12 protein-coding genes are annotated in these 13,184 nt (G+C 56.4%); 3 read left to right on the top strand and 9 right to left on the bottom strand.

What is annotated here, in order from left to right; genetic code table 11:
* Window positions 1–132: 132 nt before the first annotated feature.
* The 8 genes from I6F37_RS34880 to I6F37_RS34845 all read right to left on the bottom strand — a co-directional run bounded on the left by I6F37_RS34880 (window position 133) and on the right by I6F37_RS34845 (window position 7,475).
* Window positions 133–615 carry a hypothetical protein gene (locus I6F37_RS34880; RefSeq protein WP_225130004.1) on the bottom strand — a complete coding sequence of 161 codons (483 nt, stop codon included), beginning with the start codon at window positions 613–615 and terminating at the stop codon, window positions 133–135.
* 31 nt (window positions 616–646) lie between these two features.
* Window positions 647–1,360 (bottom strand): hypothetical protein, encoded by a 714-nt coding sequence (locus I6F37_RS34875; RefSeq protein WP_225130006.1) that lies wholly within the window; start codon window positions 1,358–1,360, stop codon window positions 647–649.
* Between the two features lie 81 nt (window positions 1,361–1,441).
* Entirely contained in the window at window positions 1,442–2,725 is a 1,284-nt protein-coding gene (locus I6F37_RS34870) for a hypothetical protein (protein ID WP_225130008.1), read from the bottom strand.
* 804 nt (window positions 2,726–3,529) lie between these two features.
* Window positions 3,530–4,342 carry a S1/P1 nuclease gene (locus tag I6F37_RS34865; protein WP_225130010.1) on the bottom strand — a complete coding sequence of 271 codons (813 nt, stop codon included), beginning with the start codon at window positions 4,340–4,342 and terminating at the stop codon, window positions 3,530–3,532.
* Window positions 4,343–4,360: 18 nt separating this feature from the next.
* A complete protein-coding gene (locus I6F37_RS34860; RefSeq protein WP_225130011.1) occupies window positions 4,361–5,353 on the bottom strand; it encodes a DUF3616 domain-containing protein in 993 nt (330 codons plus the stop codon).
* A 43-nt stretch (window positions 5,354–5,396) separates the two neighbouring features.
* Window positions 5,397–5,585 (bottom strand): hypothetical protein, encoded by a 189-nt coding sequence (locus tag I6F37_RS34855; protein ID WP_225130013.1) that lies wholly within the window; start codon window positions 5,583–5,585, stop codon window positions 5,397–5,399.
* Between the two features lie 71 nt (window positions 5,586–5,656).
* Window positions 5,657–6,961, bottom strand: a complete 1,305-nt coding sequence (locus tag I6F37_RS46040; protein WP_368736802.1) for a phospholipase D-like domain-containing protein — start codon at window positions 6,959–6,961, stop codon at window positions 5,657–5,659.
* Entirely contained in the window at window positions 6,921–7,475 is a 555-nt protein-coding gene (locus tag I6F37_RS34845) for a hypothetical protein (RefSeq protein WP_225153946.1), read from the bottom strand. The genes I6F37_RS46040 and I6F37_RS34845 overlap by 41 nt, the downstream gene beginning before the upstream one ends.
* A gap of 523 nt (window positions 7,476–7,998) precedes the next feature.
* On the opposite strand from I6F37_RS34845, the gene I6F37_RS34840 reads away from it, so the two are divergent.
* The 3 genes from I6F37_RS34840 to I6F37_RS34830 are packed head-to-tail and all read left to right on the top strand — an operon-like array spanning window position 7,999 to window position 12,093.
* Entirely contained in the window at window positions 7,999–9,321 is a 1,323-nt protein-coding gene (locus I6F37_RS34840; protein ID WP_225130017.1) for a hypothetical protein, read from the top strand.
* Window positions 9,322–9,334: 13 nt separating this feature from the next.
* On the top strand, window positions 9,335–10,720 hold the full coding sequence (locus tag I6F37_RS34835) for a caspase family protein (RefSeq protein WP_225130019.1): 1,386 nt from the start codon (window positions 9,335–9,337) through the stop codon (window positions 10,718–10,720).
* Complete coding sequence (locus I6F37_RS34830) at window positions 10,717–12,093, top strand: hypothetical protein (protein ID WP_225130021.1); 1,377 nt, start codon at window positions 10,717–10,719, stop codon at window positions 12,091–12,093. Before I6F37_RS34835 ends, I6F37_RS34830 begins: the two co-directional genes overlap by 4 nt.
* A 279-nt stretch (window positions 12,094–12,372) precedes the next feature.
* Here the strand turns inward: I6F37_RS34830 and I6F37_RS46035 are convergent, their stop codons facing one another.
* Window positions 12,373–12,783, bottom strand: a complete 411-nt coding sequence (locus I6F37_RS46035; protein ID WP_368736801.1) for a helix-turn-helix domain-containing protein — start codon at window positions 12,781–12,783, stop codon at window positions 12,373–12,375.
* Between the last annotated feature and the right edge of the window lie 401 nt (window positions 12,784–13,184).

Genomic DNA, 13,184 nt, shown 5'->3' with positions numbered 1-13,184 from the left:
CCGCGTTTCAGTGCAGAAAGTGCCTATCGCATGTTTGCCGAACGGCAAGCTGAAATAGTTAGCCATTCAGGCGCTGTCGCGAGCCGTTAAGCTTGGCATGTTCAAGAGCCCTCAACCCATTATAGGCTCATCCTAACCGACCGACTCTATGCGGTCCGAAATCTTTTCCAGATACTGAAATGCGCGGCCAGCGTGTTCACGGGCCCGCTTCATCCATTCTGCGGATTGTTCAATGCGCCGGGCCTCGGGCGGCACTCCTCCGTTCGAGACAGTCAAAAGCTGTTGGCAGACCACCTCAAAGTCCTGCGCGAGATCGTAGATCAGATAGGCGACGTTATCCAGGGTAAGCACATTGGCGAAATACGGCTCTTGCTCGCCCTCCAGCTTCATCTCGACGAACGGCACGAGTACTGTCCGACCCGGCGCAGTTTCCTCACCGGAAGCGACTTTGCTCTCGTCTCCTGCGGCCTCGATATCACCGACCGAAAGGAGCAAGGACATAAGCGAATTTTTCACGACGCTCACATTGTCGAGGAAATCCCCGTACATGCGGATTGCGTCAGGAGTCCGCTCTTCGCTTTCCGAAGCGGCGTCTACGGCCCGGCTACTCGCCATCTGAAATTCTCCGATCCGAACTTACATCCCCTCAAACAGCCACGGCCTTGCTGAATGCAGCGGGTTCGTATTGGTTTGCGCTTCTGGTTGGATGAAGCAGCTCCTTGGCGTTTTGGACCTGCTTCGCTCCCCCGTGTTTGATTGGATGCGAGGTCACTGTCGTCGGCACTCCGACTCGCTTGTGATTGTGTGCTGGTGTTTCTCTTTCGGCGATTAGCTTGGCGGCTCGCAAGCCGACCGAGGTTAGACTGAAAGCCGCGTGCTTACCGAAACTGGTACGCCGGATAAGACCGGCAACCGTCATCATATTCAGCACTCGTGAGAGATTTGCCTGTCCAAGACCAAAATGGCGCAGCAGTGCTGCCCTGTAGATTCGACGATGCGGCTCACGGAAAATCTCCATGAGGATGTCGCGGACATGCTCACGCTGTAACACATCCGCGGATGACAGACGCTCGCCCGCAGTAATGGATTCAGAGACCAACTCCTTCAGCACACTGATCTTGTCTGCAAAGGTCTTGTGATCGACCTCCAGATAAGCCCCAGTTCGCGCCATAATCTCGTGCCAGCGCCGCAATTCTTCGTCTCGCCGGCCGTCGGACAAGCACTTCCAAGTCCAGGCGCGGAGGGCTCGGTAGATGCTTTCAGCCGCACGGGCGCCGCCGTCGGTTAGGGCAGCACGAATGATGTGCCGCGCTTCCTCGGGAGAGGCATCGCCTAAAGCGATATCGTCGAAAGCCAACATGGAACCGTTATCCCATCTAAGGTTTAAGAGATCGTTTTACAACGTTTTACACCCGATTTGGTCCCGAAGTAACCCCATGTTTCATTCTGAAACAAACTGCCATTTCGTAAGTGATTTCAAGGAATTGACGGAAATGGAGGCGGGAGACGGCGGCAGGGGCAGGACGTAGCCAAGCTCCTTCTGTGACGCCAAGCGGGCGTCCGTTTGCTGCACCACGAGAGCGCGGGCACCCGTTTTTGCCTGCACCTCCGCCGCGACGTTGAGGTGAGCGACCATAGTGGACTCCTCCCCCATAGATGGCACAGCGAAAAAATCTACGGGCAAGGTAAGGTAAGGCGATGTCATCGAGGCCCGATCGCAGAAATCTCGGCAGATGGCCAAGCCGATCAGTTGGCTGTCGGTAATAAGGACGGGGATACATTCCCCCGATCTGATATCCTCCAGACGGCCCTTTTCATCCCGAGCCGGAACAATTTTATCGAATGAGCGGATCACACGTCCGTATCCGTCCAAGACCGTCGCTCGGTTGAAATAGCCTACATCAGTCTCTTCATGCCAGCTTCCGGCGAGCAGCCAGTGAAGAGGGAATTCATCATCACTGGCAATGGTGCGCTTCCGTAAGAGGTCGCAGATCTTAAGTCGCGTGGATTGATCGATTGTCAATTCCGGCCAGACGATGCCTGCACACCCATTCGACATCGATTGGTCGATCTGATTGTCCAGGGTTTCATCGATATCGTCGAACGTGACGTTTTCGGCGATGAAGTTGCCTTCGCGAGTTTCGCGAGTGAAAAGCTGAAGGTTGGAGAACAGCGAGGCCGCAACTCCCGACTTCTCGCCAGCTTCCCGTAGGTCTATGCGGATGGGGACGACTTCGAGACCACCTACCTCGGAGGGAAGTAGGCGATGCCTCAGTATTCCGCGTTTGAGATAAGGTCGCCCAGCGAGCCGAGAGTCCTGCAAGTTTCGCGGGCGAGGCACGACGAGCATGTTGGTCGAAGGACAACGCCACTCATCTAGCTCCGAATCAGGGTCCCCAAAATCCGTCCCGGAGGTCGTGTACAGGTATTCATCGACTGCTCTAATCTGGCTCCCCAGAGAAAGCATCCAGTCCTCTGGGGATAGCGAGCGCGGCGTCCAGCGATGAGTGCCGCGCGTCATCGTCTCGATCCGCCGGCCAGTCAAATGTTTTAGGGTCGCTTCTGAAAGTCGCTCGTAGGCCGCGAGAACAGGGATTGGCGCCTCACACGCAAGCAAATGCAGTCGGCACAATACCGTGGTAAGCGGCTTCTTTTCTATCGAAGGTGCAGCAGCAATTTCCGCCTCGAGATTGCGTGCCTTATCAATCCATTCCTGAAAATTCATGCGCCGACTGGTCACCCCCCCTTGCGACAATGCTAGGGCTTTTCGCTTCGCGCAAGCTCCGCCGCCCTAGTAATTTCCCTAGGCGGTGGACAACCTGAACGTGACGGGGGCTCGCTTCGGAGGCTAAGTTCGAGTCGAGCGTTAGGCCGAAGACGGTCAACGCTGCCCCGATATGACTGCAAGCCGTTATCGGAGCCAGAGCTTAGCCAATCGCGACCGCGCCCAATCGGTCGTCGACTTCGCGAATCCGCACTCCTAGCCTCCCTGCCAGGGGCTCAAGCACACCCAAAACCACCTCCCTGAGGTCCCGATGCGCGGCATTTTCATAGATGAGCAGTAGCGAATCTAGGGCCGGTTGAGACCCGTGAGCCGCGATCATGCGCAACCGAACCGGACGCCCCATTATAGGAGCAGCGAGAGACGACCAATTGCAGGAACGAAAGGTCGAGCAAATGTTGCCGGTCCTGCAAGGTGTAGCGCTTAATTCCTGGACCTCCATTTCATCGGCCGTGTCGATCAAGCTGGACATTGCATCACGATCGCCGTATCGCGCAGCAAATATCAATAAGCGCCTGCGGAGAAGCTCCTCTACATCTCGATCGTCAGACAGCGAGCGGAGAATCTCCACCTTTCGCGCGCCTGGAAGCGTTTGGGGATCGTTGACCGCGACTTGGAGTTCTTCGGCATGAAAAGGGTACCCGATTCATTGCAGGCTGTGCAGCACTTGGAAGCCCGATCACCCGCCCGAGCGAGGCCTGGGCCACGTCGGCCCTAGGGAAATCCCGAGGTACGGGGACGGGTGCCCTACCGGTCAGCAAAAACGCTGTCGAGGAGCCGACTAAGTCTGAATCCCGCCTTCTGAAGCTGTTGCTTTACAATAGGAACATTGACGGCAAGGTAATCCTCACTGACGGCGACCGTACCCTCCGGAAGGTCGCAAGACGAGCTATGCATAACGCAATAACCAGTCTTGACTGACTCAGAGATGGCAAATGACTCGTTCGCCCAGTCGCGAGGTTCGGACGAGCTCCACTTCAGTTTCATCTCCGGGGTGATTTCGTCGATGAGCTCCGATGCAGCGTCGAACACATCGGATCCAACTGCCTGCACGACTAGACAATTATCCCACGCACTGTGCAAATTACCCGAACATTCTCCTCGCACACGAATGTTGTTTCCGCCGCGATCGTCCTCGAATGACACATGCAATGGCTGATGAATGTCTCCCACCCAGTGACCGAGTGACTTCAGCGCAATGAGCCTATCCACCGTTTTCTCGTGTCTCGAGTTGACTAATTTCGAATCGTTCAGGATGGCTTTCAGTACGCAGCTTGGCGCCAACGGGCAGTCATCCGACGTGAGCCCACGCGAGTCTCGTGGAAGGTTGACGAAGTGGTCTTGAGTACGAATGCGCGGATGGTCGGGAAATACACAAGACTCGGAAAAGGTGTCGAACTCCGTGTCTGCTCGGATGAGTTTGCGAACCGCGGCACGCGTATCGGGCAGCGCCAGTCGATAGGCGATCTCGCAGACGATTTTGTGTCCCTCGTCGCCCCACGCCGAAGCGCTGGTGCAAAACGCAAGAAGAGCGATAATTGCTAAAGGTATGCGGCGCATCACTAAATCTCCCAACGCTCACGGTAAGGGAACTTCAACAGGAGTTGGCGAGCCTTCCTTCTCGCTGTCGAAGAGGACGAGGGCTCTCAATTTGGACTTCGTTACATCTAGGGGAAGCACGGCTTCCGGTTTGCGCTTACCTTTGAACGGCAATTCGGCGAGGAGGCGAACCTTTTCGCTTCTTCCGTTCCAGAGATAGAGCGCATAAGACCCAGGCTCGTCCGCGGCCGGGCCTGCCAAGATCAGCAAGCTGCCAGCGAAGCTCGTCAGGTCGCGAACACCGCGGCCGGGCCCCAATCGAAGCCGAAACGTTTCATGCCGATCGTCTCCCCCTTCAAATAAAGCTTTCGCCCCCACCGACAGCACGACCGCCCGATTCCCGCTTAGGACGGGCCCTCGAAAGCCGACGAACAACTTGCCACCTGGCCCAAACGCTAGGCCCTCGATGGTGAGGCCGTTCTTCTCCAGACGCTTATCCATGAATGGGCGAAGTGTCCGATCGGCCGCGATAATATCCCGGAACCTTGCGGACCTATCGACGCCCGCGCCATCCTCCCGAAATCTGACGATTTGGCTGCTCGCAGCGATCCTCGCTCGGATCTCCGCAGCATTTGCCTTGGATTTCAGCTTTCCCTTCTTATCGCGCGGATGGCCGTGCGAACCGATCACATAGTAGAAACCATCTGCGAATGCGACGGCCTCGCCGTCTAGCTCGAGCGCTTTCCCCTCAAAACTGTTAGCAATTAAGTCGACCGGTTTGCCAACAATGATCTCTCCATCGTGAACCTCCACGAACTGCGCATGCTGTACGTTGTCGTCGATGACGACGCATAAACGAGGAAAGCCCTGGTCAGTGGCGCAGGCCATCCCACTTACATCCTCGGCTTTCTCACCGTCCTTCCCGAGCAATCTGCCGTCAACGTGCCAAGCGTCGCGCTTCTCCGCCAGCGCAGGCCCGGTAGAAGCGGCAAGAAGTAGCGCGAGCAATCCCGCTCTTCCAATGAAACTCATTGGACTTCTCCGACGTACGGCGTTCATACCCTCCGAGAATCCCTCAATCTAACACGATCGAGTAGGACGTCCCAAATCCGTCAAAGAGCTTCCATGGCTCTCCGTCCTTGAAGATTAGGGTCTGGTGTCCAGTGGCATTGGCGATGGCTTCCGCCTCATCATGGATCACAACGCCGAAATGCTTGAAGGCGCTGTCCCTGTCATCCTGAACGTAGAGAACATAGCTCGCCACGACCCTAATCCTTGTCCGGGGCTTCTGTTTGCGTGTCTTAGCTCGCTTCGATTTCGACGCTTTGGTCTTCTTCACGCGCCCCGTCTTGCTGCTTTCTTCTTTTTACCCGCTTTTGCCTTAGCCGTTTTAGTGGGCTTCTTTTTTGCAGCCGCCGCAGACTTTTGTCCGGCAGCCGCTTTCGCTTCCCTTGCTTCTTTTGCCTTAGTTCGTTTGGCTTTGGCCCGCTCGACTTCGTCAGCAAATATGTCTTTCGTATCCTCCGCCGCTTCCGTCGACCAATTCGCCCGCGGGTCAGCGAAAAACATAATTCGACGACTGCACTTGTAGTCGCCATCCTCAAAATACGGCGTCATCCAAGTCGGCGTTGTATCCAGCAACACCGCCTTTTTAGCAGCTTCGTCCTCTTCTTCATCAGCCATGGCCGCACGGTTGGCGCTCATTCGAAAGAAGAAGTGACGGAAAATACGATCGAACTCTGTGAGGTAGATGTCAGCGACACGGGTGTTGCCCCGGATGAAAAGCATGTTCTCGTCATTGGCCGTAAGGGAATTACCCGAGAAGTTCGCTGAACCGGTGCAAACGAATGGGTCGTCCGAAAGCGGGTCAATTAAGAGAAATTTTGTGTGCACGAAAAAGACGAAGCCTTTTCCGTCCTTTCGAGCCAATTCTTCGTCAACGAACCACTTCTCGAGCGGGAAATTGGGGATTGGCACCAGCTTTGTACCGCCCTCCCCTTCCTGCTTTTCGAAGGACTGCTTCGTCACCTTTCCGAGCACTGAGCCATTCGACATGACCAAGCGGCCGCGGCTACTGCGTTCCGCCTTGCGGGCATCCGCAGTAGCGGGCTTCTCGAGGAGAACGAAGCGCATTGAGTTCTGTTGTTTGCCCAAGGACCTCAGCAGTATTGGGTCGACGGTGAAGGCGGCCGTAAACATGCAAGACGTTTGCGCGTTCTCGATCCTCTTTCCGTACCAGTCGAGCAGGTTATCCGCGATCCTGGGCGAAAAGAATGCTGTGATTGGTTGCTCCGGGATGAGATTCGGCGGGTTCGGCGAGAGTTCGATGGCCGCTTCGCGCGCCGGCTTTCCGGTAGGGTTCTTGGAAAGAACCTTCCAATATTCGTGGTACTTCCGTGGGATCGCGGTTGGTTTGTTGCTCGCGTCAGTCACCACATGACCAACATTGGTCTGCCCCAGGAAACCAGACGGAGTGAAGTTGACTGATCCGGTCCAAACTGCCTTCGGACTTGCTTGGTCATCGAGCCAAATGATGAATTTGTTGTGCGGCGTTTGCGGGCGGGTTCGCTCGATCAGCCTCCCCGCAGGAAGTTTCACCTCATCGATGGCATCTTCGTTCGCCTTCGTCTTGTGGTAGATGATCTTGACGTCGACACCCCGAGCGATCGCCGCCTTTGAGGGCCTTCAGCAGCGGAAGGTACGTAAATTCGTAGGCACAAACACGGAGCTTGTCGCCTTCTGGGACTTCGTTGATGAAGGTCACACAGGCTTCTTCAAGCCCCCGCGAAAGCCAGACTGAGGTTTCCTCAGAGACGCGATTCTTATCATCAACGGCGTTGTACATCTCCTCCGTCAGCGTGCGGTTTTGGAAAGTCACAGAGTACGCCCGGCTAGCGACTACCCCTCGATTGAACCAAACGCCGTGTTCTCCGTCGTTCTCCTTCTCTGTCCTGATTCTGACGGCTGCGCTATACCTCCGCTCAAGCCCGTCGATTTCACCGTACATCGCAACGATCGTGTACTCATATTCTGTGTCAGGGCGAGCTTCGTAGTCTGACCAAAGGAAGCTCTGGATCGGGTGCTGCAAAGTCGAATACTTCGCACTCTTTTCTGGTTTGGGCACCAGCTTTTCGAAATATTTGGTTCCTTGCAACCACCGGGTCTCCTGACCGTGCCTAGCCTGGAATGCGAAGCACCTGAGGCCCTCCAGTCGCTCGGGATCGATATCGATTGCCATCAGTACGACGTGTGTACCGGCTATAGCCCGTACCCGCAGCGGACCATCGGTAGCTCGCTCTCTGCTCATGCCGTCCTGCCCCGTTTGTCCAATGTGCAACCTTATCGCGACTGGCTGACTTGTCGAGAGTGGAGCGCTGTTGAATATCGAAGCATCGCAATGCGAACGTCGTTTGTTGTTCGGACGTTGGAAACTGCGCCGTTTACGCACACTACTCTTGTGCGTCGGCGGGATACTGGGCAGGCAGCGCCCCGGGCGGGACAAACGAACTGGCGCCTCCAATACCAGCGAACCAACCTCTAGTTGCCAGTGGCATCCTAGGGATTTCCCTAGGTCGCAGGCGAGGCATACGCCGCTGAGCAAATTTCCGGGCTACATTTCAGATTGTCTATTGCTACGCTAGCCATTTAAGATGGACCAGCTATACGAGGGCCCGACAATGCCGCTTGTTTTCGTGCATGGCGTGAATACGCGCAGAGGCAACACCCCACAAGAGCAGCGGGTCTTCGATGACCGAAGCACATTGCTCCAGCAACAGCTGGCGCATGTTGCTTTTATCGATCGGGTAAAGACCGCCGACGGACTGAAAACATTTGCGCCCTACTGGGGAGACCTCGGAGTCAAGTTTGCCCGCAACTTCGCCAGCTTGCCCACGTCCGGCGCACAAACATTAGCGGTTGGCCAGCCGGCGCGTGTGGACTTGGTGACCTCTACCGCAGCAAAGTTGGACGGCGAACTCGTCAACAAACCCACCTTGAACAGCGATCCACTGTTAACCGTTGCGAGGGCCCGATCGTTGCCCGCGGCGGTGGACTTGCTATTCGCTGGCTCCTCGAACGCTCCAAAGGCTGGTCCATTAGCACAGGCACTGACAAATGCGTTGCCGGACGTGGCGCGGTTCTCTCTGGTAGCCGAGGCATACGCGGCTGCCAACCGCAATCCGTCCTGGCTGCAGACCGTCAAGAACGACAGCGAGTTTGTGGAAGAGCTATTTCGTTCGGTAACGGCACTTTCTGCAACTTCGAGCGAAGCGGCCACAGGAGCCAATGGAACAATCCAAACGTTGGCGATTGGAAACTCTGTTCTGAATTGGCTTAAGACCGGCGCCACCGCGATCAAGGATGCAGTGAGTGAAGTGACTAAGAACGTAAAAGACGCCGTGGGAGGTGCTGCAGTCGATGCAACTCGTGCAGCGTTCCTCGGCCTCTCCGAATACGTCCGTCCTTCCGCTTCCACATTCGCCGGACGTTTCGTGGGCGACGTGTTCACCTACATGGACAACCGACAACCAATTGTCGAACGAGTCATTGCCGCGATCAAGGAAGCAAACGCGGCCCGTCGCCCTGGCGACGAAGAACTCTATCTTGTCGGCCATAGCTTCGGTGGCATCATTCTCTACGACATTCTAACCCACTTTGCGAAGGACCTGCGGTGCGACCTTTTTGTGACCGTAGGTTCTCAGGTCGCACTGTTCGCGGAGATGGGGCGCCTAGCAGCGGCTAGCGAGTTGGCGGAGCCTTTCGCAAAGGGCGAGCCTGCTGATCTTCCTGCCGCAGTATCGCGCTGGATTAACGTCTATGATTTGACCGACTACGTTGGTTTCGCGACCAAGGGCGTCTTCAAAGACGTACTCGATTTTGAGTTCGAGACGGATGCTTTGCCAATCATTTCCCATGCCGCATATTTTGACACTCCCCGCTTCTTTGCCCGCCTGCGTGAAAGAGTAAAGGAGTTGTTTGAAGAAAAGGGAGCGCAAGTTTGATTTGGAGGCGCTTATGGCCCTGATCTGGGCCGAAGGGTTTACAGGCGAAAACGCCCTCGCTCCGGCTTGGCTGAAAATGAGCGAGGCCATAGTTAGACGCCGTAAACTAAAGGCCGCAGACGGCATTCCATTTCTCGACGCGAGCAAGGCCGAAGAGGATGCCGTCGAAAGATATACGACGCTTGTCAAACAAGCAGAAGAAGCTCTGAAGAAGGCTGCGAGTGACGGCAAGCCTAGAACTCACGTAATGATCGTTGGCGTCGGCGAATACGATTCAAAGGACATCATTCCGACGGTCACTACATCGGTGAACGGAGCCAGGAAATTCGCCGAGTGGGCACTGACGAAATTCTCCAAGGTTGACCGCCCGTTAGGCTCGGTCGAATTCCTATGTTCGGCAACACCAGAGCAGGGCGAGTGGAAACTGGAAGGTGACGCGGCCACGAAGCTCGGGTTTGCAACTACCTGTCCTGCGATGCCAGCCGAACCAGCTACATTCGAGAATATCCGCAAGCGGTTCGGTGAATGGTTGGACCGTTCCGGTACAATGCTGGAAAATGCCGCGATCTGGTACTTTGCCGGCCACGGCATATTCAAGTCCGAGCCGACGTTGTTCGCCCAAGACGCGCGGCTTCCTACCAACGACAAAGAGGGAGGCAACCTGATCGCGACGATCGCGAGCGCGACCTACCTACAAAACCGGAAGCCCAGCGTGCAATGCTTCTTCATCGACGCTTGCTCCGAGTATAACTTCGAGGCGATCGCAAACCAGCTCGAAGTGATAGGTCGCCCGCTCTGCACGCCTGTAAGCGGTGCCGCCATCTCGGAAAGAGATGCCTCAATCTACTTTGGCTCATACGCAGGCGGTAAGGCCTACGGAGACGCGAAAGACGCGCCCTTTTTCACGCAGGAACTCATACATTGCTTGACGCAGCGTGCTGGTGACCCAACGGTCGATGGATGCCCGGTGACTATGTCATCACTGGCAATTGCTCTAAAGTCGGCGGCGTTGCATCGCGCTGAGACGGAAGATAACAGCGGGATCATCTTCTCCGAAAGCAAGCCGGGTGTCGTCAACACGACAGGCGTTCTCTGCGATCTTGTCGGCCCCCCTGAAGTCCTGGTCAAGGTAAGGTGTAGCCTTGGCACAGCGATGTCAGCCGCAGATCTGTTCGTCGCCGAAGAGGCGCCAGGTGAAAGACGCCTAAGCCGAGCAAAACGGAGGGACGGGCCGTGGTGCACGCCCGTCCCCATCGGAAAGTGGACGGCGAATGCGGCTTTTGACACCGATAAATATGAAACCGGCCTTAAACCGTTCGAGCCGAAGCTTCCGGCTTCTGAAGTCATCATAGACATCAAGCGGCGCGACACAGGCAAACCGGATGGGGCGAAGCCGTGACCAGCTACATCGTCCGGATCACAGCTGAAAATGTGCCACCGGACCTGGCCGGCGCGCCCATAGCCGTGGAAGTGTTTTCCGAGGCCGGAAAGGCCGAGCGCGCGGCGTTGCGTCTTGCCGGCCGTCCTACAGACGTCGGCGTGCCGGGTCCAGGCTCCTACCTGGTGAGAACCGCTCTTCCTTCCGGGCGCATTATTTCGATCACCGTCGCAACCCCAGAAACAGGTACCAACGGACTAGCTATCGGCGAAGCTGTGCTGGACATGAAGGAAACTGACGCGATTGCAGACTTCTGGCGCGAAGCCGAGTCCTTGATGAAAATCGCAACCGCAATACAAGCGAGCCGTAAGCCCGGCGAGACCATGCCGCCTTGGCTGGGTGAGCGCCTCCGCGAGCTCGGAAACCGCGCACTTGAGAACATCGCAGAACTTGGCAGGAATGCGCTTACCCGCCTCTTGGACAGATTCCGCGGACAGGTCGTCATTACTGACGTCAGTTCGGCAGATCCGGGATCGCCGCGCATTCAAAACTCTGAACACCGCCGCACTGCACACGACGCGCATGCTGGCTCTCCGATTGAGTTGTCCTACCGCTGGGGAACGTTCGTTGAGTGGACCCCCGGCCGGACGCACTCAACATTGGTCTTGAGGAAAGGTGGAGACGGTAAAGTAGATGCTCAAGGAGAAATATCCGTTCCTTCTGGGATCGCGCCGACCAACTGCTTCTATGTTGAGATTTCCGAACCATCTAGCCACAACGCTGCTCTAGTCGTTTGGCTGCCCGGGCCCAAAGGAGAGGCGGTTAAGCTCGCGGCAAGTTCCGAGCTCGCCGCCTATCGGAGTGGATCCGTTTTATCCGCATATCCGGCCTCTCCTGAAGATGCCCTTGCAACGACGTTGTACGAATACGTACGTCAAGGCGCCATGGAGCGTGCCCGCCTGTTCCTTGATGATCTCATTGAGCGATTGCGAAATCCTCAAGACATGCCGAGTTCGAACACCAGCATTTTGGCAGCTTACGTTCTCTACAAGCTAAGGCACCCCTACGCTGATGAACTTATCCCGCGGCTGAGGGAAATGAATCCTGACCTGCCCGACGTGCATGTCCTGCAATGTGCGCAATGGATAGCTACCGGTAAGCAAGATAGTGTGCCAGACGAGCTCGTAACTGCAATCAAGTGCGGTATTCCGATCTACACTGAAGGGGTCAGGCTGCTTCGCGACAGCTCCAACTTATGCCGTGACCTCTTCCCTGATGATAAAAGGTTCGGCGATCATGTGCGGAAAGCTCATAGTGCGGCCTCGGCGGCCAATTTCGAATCCATGTTGACCTGCTTGCGGCTTGGCGCGGACGTTATGGCGGAGTTTGTCTAGAAATGTGGTTTGGCCTGATAAGCTCGCGCAATGCCGCGAGAACCACGTTCGGTGACAAACCAAAGCCCAACCAGACAATGTGGAGAGAGGCGCCAGCGCCACCTTCAGCCGCGATAGCAATGCAGCCATGAACGGCAACACGCACCGGTCTATTCGGAGCTGGAATAGGCGAGTGCAGTCTGCCTCCCCCATCCCCCTCGCGGGCAGTGTCTCAGTTTGCCGACACTACCTCTCGCGGACCCACAGAGCAGCCCAACTGCCGTTGGGGGACGGAAGTTTTTAGAGCGAGATGAGCCCATACCGGAGGCCGATAACGACCGCGCTGATCCTGTTCGTCGCCCCAAGCTTTCTCTTTACGTTGCCGAGATGAAACTCGACGGTTTTCTCGGAAATCCGGAGAATCCCACCGATCTCCCAGTTCGTTTTCCCCTCTTTGCACCATTCGAGGCAGGCGACTTCCTGCGGCGTCAGGAGCGGATTGTCGGCGCCGGGCACTTCACAAGTGAACGACTGCGTCGGGACTGGATCTGCACCGTCGCCGCAGGGCAGCAACTCTCCATCAAGCTGCGCGGCAAACGCATCGGCATGTATACGATGTTTTTCGAAGTTTGATTGGTGGGACGCAACGCAGCGCTGACCTTGGTACTCGATAGCGTCGGAGGTCAATATGTGAGATCGATTGGAGGACATTCGGCAAGACACACGTTCTTTCGGCGATGCCGCCGATAGGTCAAAAGAACTTCGGAATCCATGTAAGCGTCAAATATGCGCGCAAGCTTAGATTGAGTTCGCCTTCGGGCGCAATGAATTTCTGCTGCCGTGAGCCAAAAGCAGGCCTCGGCGTCTCGGCCGGTTCAAGGCGAGCTCCAACCCTAACGACCACGCCGCGCTGGTCGGCGGCCGATTGCGAAGCCGCCGGCCCGAATGGCTTGCGCCGGGGACCGAGGCCGAGGGAGTCAAGCTGAGCGGGAGATTGAGCTAGCTAACGAAATTCGAAGATCGCTCCCCAGATCAGGACCGGAGCCGATCGCGGGAGCGCGCTAAATCAGCGAGCTTATACATTTTTCCCCTCCGCTACGCCTCGTTGTGGA

The sequence above is a fragment of the Bradyrhizobium sp. NBAIM08 genome, from assembly GCF_020193935.1.
Lineage (GTDB): Bacteria > Pseudomonadota > Alphaproteobacteria > Rhizobiales > Xanthobacteraceae > Bradyrhizobium > Bradyrhizobium yuanmingense.
The sequence above is the reverse complement of the archived record's forward strand: the minus strand, read 5'-3'. Positions and strand labels throughout refer to the sequence as shown.

Bases quoted from the DNA above. Each gene is read 5' to 3' on its own strand.
- I6F37_RS34880 (WP_225130004.1), bottom strand. From the start codon at position 615: ATGGCGAGTAGCCGGGCCGTAGACGCCGCTTCGGAAAGCGAAGAGCGG.
- I6F37_RS34875 (WP_225130006.1), bottom strand. From the start codon at position 1,360: ATGTTGGCTTTCGACGATATCGCTTTAGGCGATGCCTCTCCCGAGGAA.
- I6F37_RS34870 (WP_225130008.1), bottom strand. From the start codon at position 2,725: ATGAATTTTCAGGAATGGATTGATAAGGCACGCAATCTCGAGGCGGAA.
- I6F37_RS34865 (WP_225130010.1), bottom strand. From the start codon at position 4,342: ATGCGCCGCATACCTTTAGCAATTATCGCTCTTCTTGCGTTTTGCACC.
- I6F37_RS34860 (WP_225130011.1), bottom strand. From the start codon at position 5,353: ATGAGTTTCATTGGAAGAGCGGGATTGCTCGCGCTACTTCTTGCCGCT.
- I6F37_RS34840 (WP_225130017.1), top strand. From the start codon at position 7,999: ATGCCGCTTGTTTTCGTGCATGGCGTGAATACGCGCAGAGGCAACACC.
- I6F37_RS34835 (WP_225130019.1), top strand. From the start codon at position 9,335: ATGGCCCTGATCTGGGCCGAAGGGTTTACAGGCGAAAACGCCCTCGCT.
- I6F37_RS46035 (WP_368736801.1), bottom strand. From the start codon at position 12,783: ATGTCCTCCAATCGATCTCACATATTGACCTCCGACGCTATCGAGTAC.